Source organism: Paenarthrobacter sp. CC6, from assembly GCF_040560085.1.
Taxonomy (GTDB): domain Bacteria; phylum Actinomycetota; class Actinomycetes; order Actinomycetales; family Micrococcaceae; genus Arthrobacter; species Arthrobacter nicotinovorans.
On sequence record NZ_JARDAN010000001.1, the window covers coordinates 72,110 to 88,950 of the forward strand.

Here is a 16,841-nt window from a genome sequence, read left to right on the forward strand (position 1 = left end):
GCTCAAGAGAAGGCAGAAATGACCACGCAGACCGAAGAAACCCAGGCATTGCTCATTACCGAACATGAGCTCATCGCACTTATTGCACTGGCTGGCACCGACGGCGCGCTGAGGTGCCAGACCCTCTTCCGCCTCGACCACGCAGCCGGGGCTCCCCTGGAACAGGCAGGGGTATCCACGCTGTTGGAGCGTGGGTTGATGAAGATCGAAAACGACGCACTCCAGCCCGTCGGCCCGGCTGCCACGGTGACAGCGGTGCTTGCAGATTCCACGTCGTGGCTGGAAACGGCCCTCGTGACCCCGTCGTCTGAACATGTCTCCTTCATGTTTGGCGCAGAGCAGGGCGCCCTGCTGCTCAACCTGAGCAAGTACGGCGTTCACGAGCTGCACCCCATTACGGGCTCCGAAGGCATGGTCACCACGGCCATCCAGATGGCCGACTACTACCTGAAGCAAGCACCGGACGGATACCCCGCGGCCGCCACAACGCGCCGGCACTTTAAGGACGGAACCTCCCGCGCAGTCCACGTCAAAGCGGAGGCCGACGGTTCCCTTTCCATCGCTGAAGGCGAGGGCGAAAACCTCGACTCGTCGGCCCTCGCGAGTGAGCAGCTCGATTCCCGGATCCGCGCAGGACTGGAGCAGCAGAACGCGTGAGCTACCAGTCCGGCCCCGCTCCACTTTTCCATTCCGACCGCCCCTTGGACTATTGGCTTTCCCCTGAGCTCTCCGCCATCACTCCGGCGAATGCGCGCTCCCGCCTGCGCGAAATCGCCGGCGCGCGCGGCGCCTACATGGGTGCCTGGGCTGCCGGGACCGGAATCGGAGCAGTCCTCGTCCTTTTGGGCGTCGTCCTCGCGGTCCGGCTTGGCACCTTCGCGACTATTGCCGCCCTCAGCCTTCCCGGCGCGGCAGTCGCAGTGCTCTGCGGCGTCTTCTACGTCCGGGTGCGGGACCGGTTGCCGCGGACAAGCCGTGCGCTGGTCAATCGTGGGCCCGGGAGCCTGCGGGGGGCGCTCTCCTTCGTAGCGTTTGTCCTGGTCGTCTTCGCGGGACTGTTCGCTTTCACGGCCAAACCCTCAACGTGGCAGGACCCCGGGACGCTGCTGACACTGGCAACGGTTCTTGCGTTCATGATCTTCCTTTTGGTGGCCGCGATCCTCGTCCCGGCCACCATCATGGGCCGTTCACGGGAATCCCTGCGTCGGAAAGCTGCTAGTGATCCACGCTTCCGGGCGCTTTTGGAACAGGATCTTGCCACCTGGCGCGATCCCGTGGGCAATGCCGGCTACGGGCCGCTCTAAGCCTCGGGACTCTCCCGGCTGGCCTCATCCACCGAAAGCTGGGACTCGAACATCCTGAAGTACCGTCCGCGGAGGGCCACCAGTTCCCTGTGCGTACCTTGTTCGGCGATTCGACCGTCCTCCAGCATGTAGACGATGTCCGCCTTCTCAATGGTGGCAAGGCGGTGGCTGATGGCGATGATGGTGCTGTTGCGATCGGCGAAGAGCCTCGTGAAAATCCGGTGCTCGGCCAGGGCATCAATGGCTGAGGTGGGCTCGTCCATCACCATGAATGAGGCGTCACGGTAGAAGTTGCGGGCCATTGCCAGCCGCTGCCACTGGCCGCCGGAGAGCCCGCTTCCCTTCCGCCCGCGTGGATCTTCCATCCAGTTGCTGACATGGTTTTCCAGCCCGTTAGGCAGCTTGTCGATGAACTCCATGGCCTCCGCGTCGGATGCCGCCTTCCGGATGCGCAGATCGTCCCGGGGCAAGTCGACGTCGCCGAGGTAGATGTTCTCTGCGGCCGTGGCGAACTCGTACTTCAGGAATTCCTGGCTCAGGACTGCCAGGTGCCGGTGCCAGCTGGTCACGTCAATTCCGGCGAGATCCTTCCCGTCCAACAAGACCTGGCCGGAGTCGGGCCGGTAGAGCCCGGCCAGGATCCGGATCAGCGTGGATTTCCCGGCGCCGTTCTCCCCCACGATGGCGATGTGCTGCCCCGCCTTGATGGTCATGGAAATACCCTTGATGACCTCGATGTCACTTCCCGTATAGCTGAAGCGGATATCACGCAGTTCCACGGTGGTGGGCGACACTTCCAAGGGTTGTTCGTTTCCGCTGGGCACCGGCAACGCCATGAAAAGCTCGTAGTCCTTCAGGTTGGCCAGGTCCTCGTCAATGGAACTGAGCGAGGACACCAGGTTGTTCGCCGTTGACAATGCACGGCTCACGATCTGCTGGACGTAGAGGAACTGACCCACCGGCTGGGCCCTGGCAATGATCTGCCCCACCACCCACACCAGCGATACCACTTCAGCGCCGTATTGCAGGGCGTCGGCAGCCAGCTGCTTGGGGATGTACCGTTTCTGGAAGTCCAGGCGCCTGCGTTCGTCGGCATCCCTCAACCTGGAGCGAAGTTCCATGAGATAGCCGACAATGCCGTACAGCCGCATTTCAGCGATGTGCTGTGGCCGCAGCAGGTTCTGCTCGATCATCCGGCGCTGCCTGCGCGAATCCACCTGGGTGTTCCAGTGGGCGATCTGTTCACGCGACAGCTTGAACTGAAGGTAGACGCTGGGCACGATCGCCACCAGCACGATCACGGCAATCCACCAACTCACCAACAGCAACGCGCCGACGGCTAGAATCACCGAGACGAGCTGGGTGAAGATGGCCGCAATCCTGTCCAGGACCCGCGCATAGGAGTCGGAGAAACGCTTTGCGCGGTCGTAGAGATCCACGGTCTCTTTGTCGTCGTAGCGCCAGAATTCCAGTGCCAGGAACCGTTGGTACATCAGGTCGCCCACGATGGCGCCCACCTTGAAGCTCATCAGCTGTTGGATGTAGCGGTCCACACTGCTGAACGCACCCCAGAACAGGCCCAGGGCGGCAGTGATGACGACGTAAAGCACTGCGCGGGGGCCCGCGTCGGGGTCCCCTGCGTAGCCGGCAGCCAGGGCCGTGGTGGTCAACGCTGCAAAGTACGTGGTGACAAGCGGCAGGGTCGCTGAGATCACCGAGCCAAGGACTTTCATGATGACCGCCACCGGTGAGGCCTTGAAGCTCACCTTCAGGACCTGCCCGACGGCGCGTGCGTACGGCCGCAGGGCCAGCTTGCGGGGCGGCGCTTTCCCCGGTTGGCCCGGATTCAGCGGGATCGACTCCGGGTGCCGCGGTTGCGCGGACTTCTCTGACATGTGCCCAGCCTATTCCCGAGGGCCGACATTACCGTCGGGCGGATACCGGGCGGTTACACAGTCGGGTGGTTAAACAACTGTTCCCCGCGGAAATCCGCGGGGAACAGGAGGTGCTTAGCGGGAGCCGTAGTTGGGGGCTTCCACGGTCATTTGAATGTCGTGCGGGTGGGATTCCTTCAAGCCTGCCGGGGTGATGCGGACGAACTTGCCCCGGGCCTTGAGTTCGGGGATGGTGGGCGCACCCGTGTAGAACATGGTCTGGCGGAGACCGCCAACCAGCTGGTAGGCGACCGATGCCAGCGGGCCACGGAAGGCAACGCGGCCCTCGATGCCTTCCGGAATGAGCTTGTCATCGCCGGAAACATCAGCCTGGAAGTAGCGGTCCTTGGAGTAGGACGTGTTCTTGCCACGGGACTGCATGGCACCCAGCGAGCCCATTCCGCGGTAGCTCTTGAACTGCTTGCCGTTGACGAAAATGAGGTCGCCCGGGGACTCCTCACAACCTGCCAGGAGGGATCCGAGCATGACGGTGTCGGCGCCGGCGACCAGCGCCTTGCCGATGTCGCCCGAGTACTGCAGGCCGCCGTCGGCGATCAGCGGGACGCCTGCCGGGATGGCAGCCTTGGCGGATTCATGGATTGCGGTGATCTGCGGAACGCCCACGCCTGCAACAACGCGGGTGGTGCAGATGGATCCGGGTCCGACGCCAACCTTGATGCCATCGGCACCGGCGTCGATCAGAGCCTGCGCACCTTCACGGGTGGCGGCCTGGCCACCGATCACGTCAACGTGTGCTGCAACGGGATCGGACTTCAGGCGGCGGATCATGTCCAGGACGCCCTGGGAGTGGCCGTTGGCCGTGTCAACGAAAAGTGCGTCAACGCCGGCGTCGATGAGCTTCATGGCGCGCTCCCAGCCGTCACCGAAGAAGCCGATGGCAGCGCCGACCCGCAGGCGGCCTTCATCGTCCTTGGTGGCGAGCGGGTACTGCTCGGCTTTCGTGAAGTCCTTGGTGGTGATGAGGCCCTTCAACCGGCCCTGTTCGTCCACCAGCGGGAGCTTCTCGATCTTGTTGGTGGCCAACTTGTGCGAGGCTTCGTCGCGGCTGATGCCCACGTGCCCGGTGATGAGCGGCATCTTGGTCATGGTGTCGCTGACACTACGGAACGGGAAGTCCGATTCCGGGATGAAGCGGGTGTCCCTGTTGGTCACGATGCCCAGGAGGCGGCCGTCGGTGTCAACAACCGGCAGGCCGGACACGCGGTACCGGGAGCAGAGCTCGTCCAGTTCCTGCAAGGTGGCTTCCGGACCGATGGTCAACGGATTGGTGATCATGCCGGACTCGCTGCGCTTGACGCGGTCAACGTGCTCCGCCTGGTCGTCGATGGCGAGGTTGCGGTGAACCACGCCCAAGCCACCCTGCCGCGCCATGGCGATGGCCATGCGGGATTCGGTCACGGTGTCCATGGCGGCGGACAGCAGCGGCGTCTGCACGGTGATGCGCTTGGAGATCCGGGAAGACGTGTCCGCTTCGGACGGGATGACATCCGTGTGTCCGGGAAGCAGCAGGACGTCGTCGTAGGTCAGGCCGATAAGGCCGAAGGGATTGTGTTCGGGCTGGGTCATGAGTGCGCCTCTTACCTTGGTTCCGGGGGCTTAACTGGTAGGGGTTGCAACTGATGACCAGCCCGTCATTACGGGACTGGCCTGTGCATAAGTGTTGAATAAATAGTAGAACCTCCGCGGCAATCGCCATATTCCGTAACGCCGGAGTGTGAGCAACAGCACTGGCGGCAGGCCGCCGTCGCCGGTTTTCAAGTCCCCGGGGAACGAAAATCAGCTGCGTGACCAGCCGGTGGCCGCCAGGAGCCGCTCCTCGAACATCGGGATCATGCTTTGCACGTAGGTCTTGGTGAGGTGGTTGTCGTCCTTGTAGACATAGACATTTCCCACGACTGCCGGGCACGTGCCCTGCTCGCAGATGAAGTCGCTCATGTCCATCAAGTACAGCCGGTCGACTTTTCCGACGTAATCATCCAACGGTGAAGATTCCGCAAGGGACTCTTCCAGCGGCGCCTTGCAATCGGGCGAGTCTGGGCCCTTTTTCTGCACGCATTCGGGCATGTTGATGCTGAACCTGGGATTGTCGCGGATTCCCACAACATCGATCCCCGCGTCCGTGAACGGTTTGATGCCTTCGAGGTAGCCGGGCACCTCCGTCTCGAACGGGGCATCGGCGTGCGTCAGCGACGCCACCGTGAACACGGCGTCAGGCTTGTGTTCCATCACGTAGTTGGCGCTGGCCTTGTTGAATTCATTGCACTCGTCGGTACGTTCGACGGATTCGGCGCCGAAGCGGCAACTGCCTTTGAGCAACGTCACCACTTCCCAGCCGTGCTGCTTGGCGATGGGGCCGAGCGCCGCCATGTACTGCTGGGCGTGCGAATCACCGAGGACCACTATTTCCTTGGTGACGACGTCGGGTTCGTCGTTCTGGAGGCAGCCCTGCAGCAAGGGGTCGCTGGGCACGTTGTCTCCGGTGCACAAGCCGTCGATGTCAGCCCACTCGTCCTTCATGGCCGCAGGGGCCGGAATGATCATGGCCTCCTGGGCCGGCTGCCCGACGAATTCCGGCGACAAGGCTGCAGCCCCTGGCGTCAGTTCCTTGGGCTGGCCGGCAATCGCTGCATCTTCAGCGGCGATGGCACCCTGCCAAACGGTCACCGGCATGGCGAGCAACGCACCGCAGGCGGCTATCACGACGGCGGCGCGCCAGGAGCGCACGTCCGGCCACTGCCAGCGGCGCATGGGCTCCTCCACGAACCTGGTGGTGCCGATCGCAAGGAGCATGGACGCCGACATGATGCCCAGGCCCTGCAAGAGGCTCGGAGCCGTGGTGCCGCTGACCAGCAGGAAGAACACCAGGACCGGCCAGTGCCACAGGTAAAGGGCGTAGGAGTTGTTACCCACCAGGACCAACGGCCGTGAGCTCAGGAGGCGATCGACGCCGAAACGGCTGCCGCTCTGCCCGGCGACGATGACAGCGGCGGCGGCAAGCGTGGGCCACAACGCGATGAATCCCGGGAAGGACCGGTCAACTGTCAGGACCAGGCCACAGGCGAGCATGGCGGAGATTCCAGCCCAACCGAGGAACACCCGGAGCCTGCGCCCGGGCTTCAGGTACGGGAGTGCCAGGGCGAGCAGGGAACCCAGCGCGAACTCCCAGAGCCGGGCACGGGTATCGAAGTACGCGTACTCCTGGTTGTTGGCGGTCTGGTCGATGGAAAACACCAAGGAGGCCAGAAAGACCGCGCCGAACGCGAAGAAGAGCAGGCTCCGGTGACTCAGCGTCCGCCCCTTCGGGAGAAGCCGGGCCAAACTTGGCTGCAGCAGCGCCACGGCAGCGAAGACCAGGGGCCACAGGACAAACACCTGGCCCTGGACAGACAGGGACCAGAAGTGCTGGAGCGGGCTGGCACCGGAGTGGTCCTGCGCGTAGTAATCCACGGCATTGTCCGCGAGCTGCCAGTTCTGCCGGTAGAACAGGGACGCCCAGGCTTCGGCCAGGACATCCGGCCAACGGCTCTGCGGAATGAATGCCCAGGTCGCCAGCAGAACACCCAGCAAAACCACGACGACGGCGGGCAGGAGTCGCTTGAACACGTGGAGCCAGTGCCGCAGCAGTTTCAGCGGCGAACCGGCTTCGAGCTTCCGCGTGAACGACAACGTCAGAAGGAAAGCCGAGATGAGGAGGAACACGTCCACCCCGCCCGAGACCCGGCCAAGCCAGATGTGGTAGGCAGCGACCATGAGCACAGCCAGGGCGCGGAGGCCCTGGACTTCCGGACGGAAGCCGCGTTCCGGCGTCGTGATTTTATCCACGCTGCGAGTGCTGGTGCGGGTGCTCATCATCGTTGCCACCCCGTCGCGGCAAACCACCTCTCATCAAGCATGTCCGTCATGCTCTTCACATAGGTCTTGGTCAAGTGGTTGTCGTCCAGGTAGACGAAGGTATTGCCGATGATGGGCGGACAATAGAGGCCGATGCAGATCAGGTCTGTCATGTCGATCAGGAACAGGTCCTTGTACTTGCCCATGACTTCCTCAAAGGGGCTCGGCTCTGCCAGTACGTCCGCTTTCAGCGGCCGGCAGTCCGGGCTGTCCACTCCCTTCGAAAGGGTGCAGTCCGTCAGGCTGTAGGTGAACCTGGGATTGTCCCGTACTGCGATGACCTCAGTGCCGCGGGCCGTGACTTCCGAGACGAGTTCCTCGAATCCATGCGTCAGCTTCTCGTCCGGCTCCGAGGGTTCGGCCTTGGTGCCCACCGTGAAGATGGCGTCGGGGGCGTGCTCCTCAATGTGTTTGCGCACTTCCCTGTTGAACTCATTGCACTCGGGCTCGACATCGGAATCGTCGGTCGCAAACGGGCAGGCCCCGTACAGCAAGGCATACAAGCGCCAGTGGTGTTCTTCAGCCATCTGGCCCAGCGCGGCCAGCCATTGCTGGGAATGCGAGTTGCCCAGGACGAGGACAGTCTTGGTGGCATCAGAGCCCACGTTGTTCTGCTGGCAGTTGTCGCGCAGCAGCTGCGACTCCGGTTTGGTATCGCCGGAGCAACCGTCCGGAAGCTTGGCCCAGTCGCGCCCGATCCGTTCCGCGGTGGGCTGGGTGAGGGCGTTGGGGGCAACCTCGTTCACATACGTGGGCAGCAGTGCCTTGGCGCCGGGATTGTCGAAGACCATCCGGGCTTCAGCAGCCTGCTGTTCAAGGTCCTGCCTGTATTGAAAGCCCATCAGGGGCGCAGTGACCACGGCAAGGCAGGCAACGATCGCGATGAACGAACGGCGGCGCTTCATCTCGGGCCACTTCCACTGGCGGAAAGGCTTCTCAATGTACTTGGTGGTGAGGAACGCCAGCGTCAGCGAGAGGGCGATGATGGCAGTGCCGGAAAGCCATCCAGCGTGCTCTTTGCCGCTCCAGCCCAGCGCGATGACCAGGATGGGCCAGTGCCAGAGGTACAGGGCGTAGGAATTGTCGCCCAGGCGGACCAGGAACTTGGAGCTCAGGATCCGGTCGACACCGAAGCGGCTGCCGGTCTGGCCTGCCGCGATGACGGCGACGGCTGCCAGGGTGGGCCACAATGCCACGAAACCCGGGAAAGCCGTCTGGACCTGCAGCACGATGCCGCAGGTGAGCATGGCAATGACGCCGATCCAGCCCATCAGTACGCGGACGGGTTTGGAGAAGTTCAAGCCCGGCAGCACCAGGGCCAGCAAGGTGCCCAAGGCAAATTCCCACAGACGGGCGAAGGTATCGAAGTACGCCACAGCCTGGTTGGTGGCCGTGAAGATGATGGAGTAGACGAACGAGACCAGGAAAATTATGGCGAAGACATACACGAGGGTCGCCCGGTACCTGAGGGCAAAGCGGCGGCACAGAAGCGCGACCGCTGCGAAGATCACCGGCCAGATGATGAACACCTGGCCCTGGATGGACAGTGACCAGAAGTGTTGCACCGGGCTGGCCATGCTGTGGTCCGTGGCGTAGTAGTCCACCGCAAGCTGTTGGAGCAGCCAGTTCTCGTAGTAGAACAAGGACGCCCAGGCCTGCTGGACAATTTCAGCCCACCGTGTAGGTGGCAGGAGGACGAAGGTGGCTGTCAGCGTTCCCAGAAGGACAACCACGACGGCGGGCAGCAGCCGCCTGAATAGGTGCAGCCAGTGCCGCAGGAGGTCCATGGGGCGGCCCTGTTTATAACGGCCCGTGAACTGCAGGGTCATGAGGAACGCGGAGATGAGGAGGAAGACATCCACCCCTCCGGAAACCCGGCCGATCCAGATGTGATAACTCACCACCATGAGGACGGCCAGTGACCTGAGACCTTGGATTTCAGGGCGGAACTTGGACTTTCCAACGGGACCGGAAGCCCGCCTACCGCGGTGGGCAGGGGCTGTAATCGCTGGGGTAGTCACGTTAGGCAGTTCCTTAAAGCGGCTGGCACAAAGCATCCATAATACGCGGTTCAGCCCACCCGCCCCCACTTCGAGGATGCTGCTGACCGCCTTCCGCACCTCCCCCGGGCCCGGTTCAGCCATCCATTCTTGCAGCTCTTCCTGTGTGTGACCTGTGCCGATGCGTCATTCGGGTCCCTGCGGCCACAGCGATACGCCGGCCCGGAAGTTGTGATGCATCGCACAGGATCTTAACAGCAGAAACCCCGGTCACAACTAGGTGCGACCGGGGTTTCCGTGGGACAGGCGCTTAGTGCTGGTGGCCTGCGTGTGCGTCTTCTTCCTCATCGGGCTTCTCGGCAACCAGGGTCTCGGTGGTGAGAACCAGGGCAGCGATGGAAGCGGCGTTGCGGAGTGCAGAGCGGGTGACCTTGACGGGGTCGATCACGCCGGCGGCGATCAGGTCCTCGTACTCGCCGGACTTGGCGTTGAAGCCGTGGTTGGCTTCGAGTTCGGAAACCTTGGCGGTGACCACGAAACCGTCGAAGCCGGCGTTCTGCGCGATCCAGCGCAGCGGCTGGACCAGTGCGCGGCGAACGATGCCTACAGCGGCCGCAGCGTCACCTTCGAGGTCCTTGACTGCCTGGGACTCGTCCAGGGCCTTCAGGGCGTGGATCAGGGCGGAACCGCCACCGGAAACGATGCCTTCTTCGAGGGCTGCACGCGTCGAGGAAACGGCGTCCTCAATGCGGTGCTTCTTTTCCTTCAGCTCAACCTCGGTGGCTGCGCCAACCTTGATGACGCCGATGCCGCCAGCGAGCTTGGCCAGGCGTTCCTGCAGCTTTTCCTTGTCCCAGTCGGAATCCGTCCGGGTCAGCTCAGCGCGGAGCTGTGCAACGCGGTCGGCAACGTCCTGGGCCGAACCGGCACCGTCAACGATGGTGGTGTTGTCCTTGGTGACCGTGATGCGGCGGGCGGTACCGAGTACCTCGAGGCCAACGGAGTCCAGCGTCAGGCCCAGGTCCGGGGAAACTACCTGCGCACCGGTCAACGTAGCGATGTCCTGGAGCATGGCCTTGCGGCGATCGCCGAAGCCCGGAGCCTTGACGGCAACGACGTTGAGCGTGCCGCGGATACGGTTGACGATCAGGGTGGAAAGGGCTTCGCCTTCGATGTCCTCAGCGATGATGAAGAGGGGCTTGTTGGCCTGCAGGGCCTTCTCGAGCAGCGGCAGGAAGTCCTGCAGCGAGGAGATCTTGCCCTGGTTGATCAGGATGAGGGCGTCTTCGAGGACAGCTTCCTGGCGTTCTGCGTCGGTGACGAAGTACGGGGAGAGGTAGCCCTTATCGAACTGCATGCCCTCGGTCAGGACCAGCTCGGTCTGCGTGGTGGAGGACTCTTCGATGGTGATGACACCATCCTTGCCTACCTTGCCGAAGGCCTCGGCGAGGAGCTCGCCGACTTCATCGCTCTGCGCGGAGATGGCTGCGACGTTGGCTACCTGGGTGCCTTCGACTTCGCGGGCATTCTCCAGGAGGCGTGCAGCGACGGCTTCCACTGCAACTTCGATGCCGCGCTTGATCTCGCCGGGAGCTGCGCCGGCAGCAACGTTGCGCAGGCCTTCCTTGACCAGGGCCTGGGCCAGCACGGTTGCCGTAGTGGTGCCGTCACCGGCAACGTCATTGGTCTTGGTGGCTACTTCCTTGGCAAGCTGGGCGCCAAGGTTCTCGTAGGGGTCGTCAAGCTCAACTTCACGGGCGATGGTGACACCATCGTTGGTGATCGTGGGGGCGCCCCACTTCTTGTCCAGGACGACGTTGCGGCCGCGCGGGCCCAGCGTCACCTTGACAGTGTTGGCGAGCTTGTCGATACCGGCCTCAAGAGACCGGCGGGCAGCATCGTTAAAAGCAAGCTGCTTTGCCATGGTTGTGTCCTTTCGAGACAGAAAACCCGCACCGCTGACGCTCGGAATGATTCCAACGCGACGGCGGTGCGGGGCTCCAGGAAGTTACTTTACGACGATCGCAAGGACGTCGCGGGCGGACAGAACGAGGTACTCGCTGCCGCCGGTCTTGACTTCGGTTCCACCGTACTTGGAGTAGATGACGACGTCGCCAACAGCTACGTCAACCGGTACGCGGTTGCCGTTGTCATCGAAGCGGCCGGGGCCGATTGCAACAACTTCGCCTTCCTGCGGCTTCTCCTGCGCGGAGTCCGGAATAACCAGGCCGGAAGCCGTGGTCTGCTCTGCTTCGAGCGGGCGAACAACAATACGATCCTCAAGAGGCTTAATCGAGACCGACACTCGGACTCTCCTTTTCATGAGCTGATTCATGGACTAAGAACTAGGGTGCCGTGGCGTACAACCGTCGTCGCGGTGCCGGTGGACGCCTGGCGTGATTAGCACCCTCAAGGGGAGAGTGCTAACTAGACTCTATGTAAGGCGTTAGCACTCGGTCAAGGTGAGTGCCAGCATTTCGTCATCGGTGAACGTTGTCACTGGTCCCGGAGGTCATCAAGGTCGTAGTCTTCGCCGTCGTCGTCCTCATCCAAGGAAGCGCTGCCGCGGTTCAGGTAAAGCACCACCGCCGAAGCCACCGCCACGACGCCGGAAACCACCAGCGCGATGATCCCGCCGAGGCGCGCACCGGCGTAGAGGTCGCGGATGTCGCGTGCCTCATCCGTCGCATCGTTCACGCTCTTGCCACTGACGGAGTAGGCCGCTGCGTTGAAGGAATCCAGCGCGAAAATAACGATCAGCAAGCCTATGCAGACCACCGCGATGACAGCGCCCGCGATCAGGGCGGGACGGGCATACGTGGTGAGGCGGGAGGGCTGTGGTGCTGCGTTGTCTTCCATGAAAACAACCCTATCCGGCTGATTCCCCAGTCACGCAGCCATGACGCGCGACGTTAGGCTTGTTCCCATGCCTCATGCACCGCAGGAACAGATCGCACCTTTATTGACCACTGAAGGTTGGGAGCTTCTTGCCTCGCTGGGACCCTACCGTGAGGCTGATGCCTTCAGCGTCAATGCCAGCCTCCGCAAGGCCGGCCACTCCCCGGAACTCGTGGCCGCCGTGCTCACGCAGTCCCGTTTACGGACCCGGGCTGAGGCGAAGTTCGGCGAATTCGCCCGGCAGATGCTGTTCACCCAGGCGGGCCTGGAGCAGGCAACCCGGCTGAACGTCGCCGCCCGCCACGCCGAACGTTTTGCCCAGGCCGGCATCACCCACGTGGCCGATCTCGGCTGCGGCCTCGGCGCCGATTCCATGGCGATGGCTTCCATGGACATTGCTGTCACCGCTGTGGAGATGGACGAAACCACCGCTGCCTGCGCCATGATCAACCTCATGCCTTTCCCGCATGCAACGGTGGTGCACTCGGACGCGGAATCAATGGACCTCGAGGGCATCGACGGCGTGTGGATGGACCCTGCCCGACGCACCACGTCCACGTCGGGAACCAAAAGAATCTGGGACCCGGAGGCGTTCTCGCCCCCCTTGTCCTTCGTGGAGAGCGTGGCGGCCACCGGGCGTGCAGTAGGGGTGAAGATGGGCCCGGGCATCCCCCACGACTCGGTGCCTTCGGGCTGCGAGGCCCAATGGGTTTCCGTGGGCGGCGATGTCACCGAGGCCACCCTGTGGTTCAACTCAGTAGCCCGCCCGGGCGTCCGCCGCGCCGCATTGCTCCTTGGCAGCCAGGGCGCCGCCGAAATCACCAGCGGCGAGGACTTCGGCGGTGGCCCGGAAGCCGCCGTCGGGCCTGTTGAAGGCTTTCTCTACGAACCCGACGGTGCGGTGATCCGCGCGGGCCTGGTGGCCGACGTCGCCGAGCGGCTGGGCGGGCACCTGGTGGACGAGCACATCGCGTATATCTGCGCCCCGGAACTCCACGACACTCCGTTTGCCCGGGCCTACAAGGTGCTGGACGTGATGCCGTACAACGTCAAGGCCCTCAAAGCGTGGGTGAAGTCAAACAACATCACCGTGCTGGATATCAAGAAGCGCGGCACGGCAGTGACACCCGAGGAACTGCGGAAGCAGCTGCTCCCCGCCAAACCCGCCAAGGGCAAAGATGCGAAAACAGCCACCCTTGTCCTCACCAGGATCGGCGAGGAAAGAGTGGCTGTCGTGGTGGAACCGGTGACCGCCCAGGCTTAGCAGGCCTGCGGCGTCAGCGACGCGAGAATTCCGAGGCCTCCCGTACTTGGCCGGGCGTCGGGCGAACGCCGGTGTACAGGACGAACTGTTCCTCGGCCTGAATGGCGATGACCTCGGCTCCTGTGATGACCGGCTTGCCCGCAGCGCGCGCGGCGGTGATGAGCGGCGTTTCGGAGGGAAGGGCCACCACATCGAACACCACCTGCGCGGCTGCGATGGTGGCGTCGTCAAAGGACTGGGCGGTTTCGTCCGCGCCGGCCATGCCCAGCGGGGTGACGTTGATGATGAGGTCCGCGGTGGCTCCGTTGACGTCGTCCTGCCAATCGAAGCCGTAGAGGTCGGCGAGCGCTCGGCCGGTGGTTTCGTTGCGGGCCACGATGGTGACGGCAGTGAACCCGGCGTCCCTCAGGGCGGCCGCAACAGCTTTGGCCATTCCCCCGGCGCCGCGGAGCAAGACAGTATGGCCGCTGGGGACTTCATGGTCCTTCAGAAGCCTGGCGATCGCGATGTAATCGGTGTTGTAGGCAGTGAGGACGCCGTCGTTGTTCACGATGGTGTTCACCGAATCGATGGCCTTGGCCGACGGATCCATGACGTCAACCAGCGGAATGACTGCCTCTTTGTAGGGCATGGACACCGCGGCACCCCGGATCGGGAGGCCGCGGATGCCCGCCACCGCAAGGGTGATGTCCGCGGGGGCGAATGCCTTGTAGACAAAGTTCAGGCCGAGCAGATCGTACAGATAGTTATGGAACCTCGTCCCGATGTTGCTGGGCCGGGCCGCGAGCGAAATGCACAATGACATGTCTTTGTTCAGGATGGGCATCCACCCATTAAACAACGCCCCTCCAGGCTTCCGTGCGGTCAGCCCTGGCGGGCCTTCATGCGCGGGTTGTTCTTGTTGATGACGAACGTGCGGCCACGCCTGCGGACGATTTGCGCCCCGGGGATCTTCTTGAGTGCACGCAGCGAGTTTCGGACCTTCATGGTGTTTCTCCTTTTTTGTTGGTGTTTGGCTTAGAGGGCGTCGCTGAGTTCCAGGGGGTCATCCCACGCGTCGGCATCCATGGCCATTTCGGCCTCCGTCAGCTGGCAGCCTTCCAGGAGTTCACGGATTTCCGCGGCGTCAACATCGTCGGCCCGCCCAGTGATGGCCAGGACGGTTCCGCGGTCCCCGTGGCTGGGGTGCCAGTCGAGGAAAGCGTCGACGTCGGCACCCACTTCTCCGCGCAGGCCTTCTCCCATGGGGGCTGCTTCCGTGGAATCGGCCATCCAGTTGCCCGTGCTTTCGAGCCAGATCCGTGGACCGATGCCTTGGACAGCTATCCGCTTGGTGGGAGCGGAGGCGATCCACAGTCGGCCCCGCATCCAGTGCATGCCGACAGCCAAGCGCGGAAGCGCCTCCCGGAAACGGCCCGGATGAAGTGGCCGGGCAGCCCGATGGAGCACGGTCCGGAAGGAACCTTCCCTTTCAGCCAGGGGCACACGCACGACGCCGGGACGGTTGCGGGCAGCTGCTTCGGCGGGGTCGAAGCAGCCCGGCCGGAAATCATCGGCCGCTGCGGCAACGGTTGCATGGGGTGCCAATTCGCCAAGTAACTCCACCCCCGACACCCACTGCGGCGAACCCTCGCGGGGATCCCCTGTCAGCACGGCACCCAATCCCGGATAGGCCATCACGGTGTCCACGTGCCCGAATTCGCCGACCAGGAATTCGCCACTGGTCCGCTCGTCCTGGGGCATGGACGTGAAGCCGGACTCAAACAGGGTGTGGCGGTCCCAGATGTGGTCGTCCAACTCTGCGGGGTCCAAGGCGAGCACGGCGTTGTCGATGACCGCCGGGCGGCTGAGCCCACTGCGGAGCTCCGCCACGGCCATTCCGGCTGCGACGCCTGGCGGCAGGCCCAGGACGACGTGGTCGAAGCCGCATGCGGCGAGCCGTTCGGCGGTCGGGACCACGTCAAGCCGGACGGTGCAGCTCAGGCAACCGTGCTCCAGGACCGTCGTCCCGCGTTCGAACAACCGGCCGTTGCGGTAAACGCGCCGCAGGACCAGTGAGCCATCCAGGAGATCGTGGAGGACCACCACGGAATTGGCATGGGTCCGCCCCAGCCTTTCGGTGGCTGCCTCACGGCATTGGCTGTCCAGGGAACTGACGATCGTGAGGTGCATGGCACACACTCTAATGCGAATGGTTCGCATTAGCAAATGACGGGTCATTTCTCCCGCGCACCCGCCGCAATCATGCGAGTTCCGGCTGCATTAGACTTGATCCGACCGCTGGCGGCCCCGCAGCGGGGAACCGTGTCCGGCCGAAACAACACATTGCCGGACAGTACACATAGCCGGACAGTACAAACCGAGGGGACTACGTGCAGATTGATTTTGCGCCATCCAGGCAATCGACACTGGGTGTGGAATGGGAGTTGGCGCTCGTCAATGCACGCACAGGGGAACTGGTATCCGTCGCGAACGACGTCCTGAAAGGCGTTGCGGCAAACCACCCGGACCTCAATGAGGACGACGAACACCCCCATATCAAGCGCGAACTGCTCCTCAACACGGTGGAACTCGTCACGGGCATCTGCGAGACCGTCAACGAAGCCAAAGAGGACCTCAGCCGGTCCCTCGCCGCAGTGCGCGAAGTCACCGATCCCATGGGTGTCGAAGTGTTTTGCGCCGGCAGCCACCCCTTCAGCCCTCCCCTGCTGCAGCCGGTCACCGACAAAGAGCGCTACGCCAAACTGATCGAGCGGACCCAATGGTGGGGACGCCAAATGGTCATCTACGGCGTTCACGTCCACGTGGGCATCGACAGGAAAGAAAAAGTCCTCCCCGTCCTGGATGGCCTCGTCAACTACTTTCCGCACTTCCAGGCATTGTCAGCTTCCAGCCCCTACTGGGCCGGTGAGGAAACAGGGTACGCATCACAACGCGCGCTAATGTTCCAGCAGCTTCCGACAGCCGGCCTGCCGTTCCAGTTCGAAACCTGGGAGGCGTACGAGTCCTACGTCCAGGACATGTTCACCACCGGAGTGATCGACTCAACCTCCGAAATCCGCTGGGACATCCGCCCGGTTGCCAACCTTGGCACCATCGAAATGCGCATCTGTGACGGCCTGGCAACCCTTGAGGAAGTCGGTGCCATCGCGGCCCTGACCCAGTGCCTGGTGGACGAATTCTCCTCCATTCTTGATGCCGGGGGCAGCATCCCCACCATGCCTCCGTGGCACGTGCAGGAAAACAAGTGGCGCGCTGCCCGCTACGGCATGGAAGCCATCATCATCCTCGATGCCGCTGGCAACGAGCAGCTCGTTACCGAGCACCTGGCCGAAACCGTCGCGCGGCTTGAGCCTGTGGCAGCCAAGCTTGGCTGCTCCGAAGAACTGGCCGATGTCCTGAAGATCGTCGAACGCGGTGCCAGCTACCAGCGGCAGCGCCGCGTCGCCGCCGAACACAACGGCGACCTGCAGGCAGTGGTCATGGACCTCGTCCAGCAGATGCGAAAAGGTCCCGACGCCTAGCGGTT

At 63.3% G+C, this 16,841-nt stretch carries 14 protein-coding genes; 4 read left to right on the plus strand and 10 right to left on the minus strand.

Annotated features, from left to right (window positions below; all coding sequences use genetic code 11):
- Nucleotides 1–18: 18 nt before the first annotated feature.
- Both PV760_RS00340 and PV760_RS00345 read left to right on the plus strand, forming a co-directional pair.
- Complete coding sequence (locus PV760_RS00340) at nt 19–657, plus strand: hypothetical protein (protein ID WP_018776618.1); 639 nt, start codon at nt 19–21, stop codon at nt 655–657.
- Nucleotides 654–1,304 (plus strand): hypothetical protein, encoded by a 651-nt coding sequence (locus PV760_RS00345; protein ID WP_052247246.1) that lies wholly within the window; start codon nt 654–656, stop codon nt 1,302–1,304. Before PV760_RS00340 ends, PV760_RS00345 begins: the two co-directional genes overlap by 4 nt.
- Here the strand turns inward: PV760_RS00345 and PV760_RS00350 are convergent.
- From PV760_RS00350 to PV760_RS00380, 7 genes are all read right to left on the minus strand, one after another.
- A complete protein-coding gene (locus PV760_RS00350) occupies nt 1,301–3,199 on the minus strand; it encodes an ABC transporter ATP-binding protein (RefSeq protein WP_018776620.1) in 1,899 nt (632 codons plus the stop codon). The genes PV760_RS00345 and PV760_RS00350 overlap by 4 nt on opposite strands.
- Nucleotides 3,200–3,313: 114 nt before the next feature.
- Nucleotides 3,314–4,825 carry an IMP dehydrogenase gene (gene guaB, locus PV760_RS00355; protein ID WP_018776621.1) on the minus strand — a complete coding sequence of 504 codons (1,512 nt, stop codon included), beginning with the start codon at nt 4,823–4,825 and terminating at the stop codon, nt 3,314–3,316.
- 210 nt (nt 4,826–5,035) lie between these two features.
- Entirely contained in the window at nt 5,036–7,111 is a 2,076-nt protein-coding gene (locus tag PV760_RS00360) for an acyltransferase family protein (protein ID WP_502921412.1), read from the minus strand.
- Complete coding sequence (locus PV760_RS00365) at nt 7,108–9,207, minus strand: acyltransferase family protein (protein WP_354626968.1); 2,100 nt, start codon at nt 9,205–9,207, stop codon at nt 7,108–7,110. Before PV760_RS00365 ends, PV760_RS00360 begins: the two co-directional genes overlap by 4 nt.
- A 253-nt stretch (nt 9,208–9,460) precedes the next feature.
- A complete protein-coding gene (gene groL, locus PV760_RS00370; RefSeq protein ID WP_354626903.1) occupies nt 9,461–11,074 on the minus strand; it encodes a chaperonin GroEL in 1,614 nt (537 codons plus the stop codon).
- 84 nt (nt 11,075–11,158) lie between these two features.
- The gene (groES, locus tag PV760_RS00375) at nt 11,159–11,455 is read right to left on the minus strand and encodes a co-chaperone GroES (RefSeq protein ID WP_018776625.1); all 297 of its coding nucleotides are present in this window, start codon (nt 11,453–11,455) and stop codon (nt 11,159–11,161) included.
- Between the two features lie 191 nt (nt 11,456–11,646).
- Nucleotides 11,647–12,009, minus strand: coding sequence for a hypothetical protein (locus tag PV760_RS00380; RefSeq protein WP_018776626.1), 363 nt, complete (start codon nt 12,007–12,009; stop codon nt 11,647–11,649).
- 67 nt (nt 12,010–12,076) lie between these two features.
- Between PV760_RS00380 and PV760_RS00385 the strand changes: the two genes are divergently transcribed.
- Nucleotides 12,077–13,312: a THUMP-like domain-containing protein gene (locus tag PV760_RS00385; protein WP_064721611.1), complete on the plus strand. Its 1,236-nt coding sequence runs from the start codon at nt 12,077–12,079 to the stop codon at nt 13,310–13,312.
- A 13-nt stretch (nt 13,313–13,325) separates the two neighbouring features.
- Here PV760_RS00385 and PV760_RS00390 read toward each other — a convergent pair whose 3' ends face one another.
- The 3 genes from PV760_RS00390 to PV760_RS00400 are packed head-to-tail and all read right to left on the minus strand — an operon-like array spanning nt 13,326 to nt 15,484.
- Nucleotides 13,326–14,138, minus strand: a complete 813-nt coding sequence (locus tag PV760_RS00390) for a shikimate 5-dehydrogenase (protein WP_018776628.1) — start codon at nt 14,136–14,138, stop codon at nt 13,326–13,328.
- A 38-nt stretch (nt 14,139–14,176) separates the two neighbouring features.
- Nucleotides 14,177–14,299: a type B 50S ribosomal protein L36 gene (gene ykgO, locus PV760_RS00395; RefSeq protein ID WP_011775528.1), complete on the minus strand. Its 123-nt coding sequence runs from the start codon at nt 14,297–14,299 to the stop codon at nt 14,177–14,179.
- 30 nt (nt 14,300–14,329) lie between these two features.
- Nucleotides 14,330–15,484 (minus strand): GTP-binding protein, encoded by a 1,155-nt coding sequence (locus PV760_RS00400; protein WP_354626904.1) that lies wholly within the window; start codon nt 15,482–15,484, stop codon nt 14,330–14,332.
- 200 nt (nt 15,485–15,684) lie between these two features.
- Between PV760_RS00400 and PV760_RS00405 the strand changes: the two genes are divergently transcribed.
- Nucleotides 15,685–16,836, plus strand: a complete 1,152-nt coding sequence (locus PV760_RS00405) for a glutamate--cysteine ligase (RefSeq protein WP_026266994.1) — start codon at nt 15,685–15,687, stop codon at nt 16,834–16,836.
- Nucleotides 16,837–16,841 lie beyond the last annotated feature (5 nt).

Bases quoted from the DNA above. Each gene is read 5' to 3' on its own strand.
- PV760_RS00340 (WP_018776618.1), top strand. From the start codon at position 19: ATGACCACGCAGACCGAAGAAACCCAGGCATTGCTCATTACCGAACAT.
- PV760_RS00350 (WP_018776620.1), bottom strand. From the start codon at position 3,199: ATGTCAGAGAAGTCCGCGCAACCGCGGCACCCGGAGTCGATCCCGCTG.
- guaB (WP_018776621.1), bottom strand. From the start codon at position 4,825: ATGACCCAGCCCGAACACAATCCCTTCGGCCTTATCGGCCTGACCTAC.
- PV760_RS00360 (WP_502921412.1), bottom strand. From the start codon at position 7,111: ATGATGAGCACCCGCACCAGCACTCGCAGCGTGGATAAAATCACGACG.
- PV760_RS00365 (WP_354626968.1), bottom strand. From the start codon at position 9,207: ATGCTTTGTGCCAGCCGCTTTAAGGAACTGCCTAACGTGACTACCCCA.
- groL (WP_354626903.1), bottom strand. From the start codon at position 11,074: ATGGCAAAGCAGCTTGCTTTTAACGATGCTGCCCGCCGGTCTCTTGAG.
- PV760_RS00380 (WP_018776626.1), bottom strand. From the start codon at position 12,009: ATGGAAGACAACGCAGCACCACAGCCCTCCCGCCTCACCACGTATGCC.
- PV760_RS00385 (WP_064721611.1), top strand. From the start codon at position 12,077: ATGCCTCATGCACCGCAGGAACAGATCGCACCTTTATTGACCACTGAA.
- PV760_RS00390 (WP_018776628.1), bottom strand. From the start codon at position 14,138: ATGCCCATCCTGAACAAAGACATGTCATTGTGCATTTCGCTCGCGGCC.
- ykgO (WP_011775528.1), bottom strand. From the start codon at position 14,299: ATGAAGGTCCGAAACTCGCTGCGTGCACTCAAGAAGATCCCCGGGGCG.
- PV760_RS00400 (WP_354626904.1), bottom strand. From the start codon at position 15,484: ATGCACCTCACGATCGTCAGTTCCCTGGACAGCCAATGCCGTGAGGCA.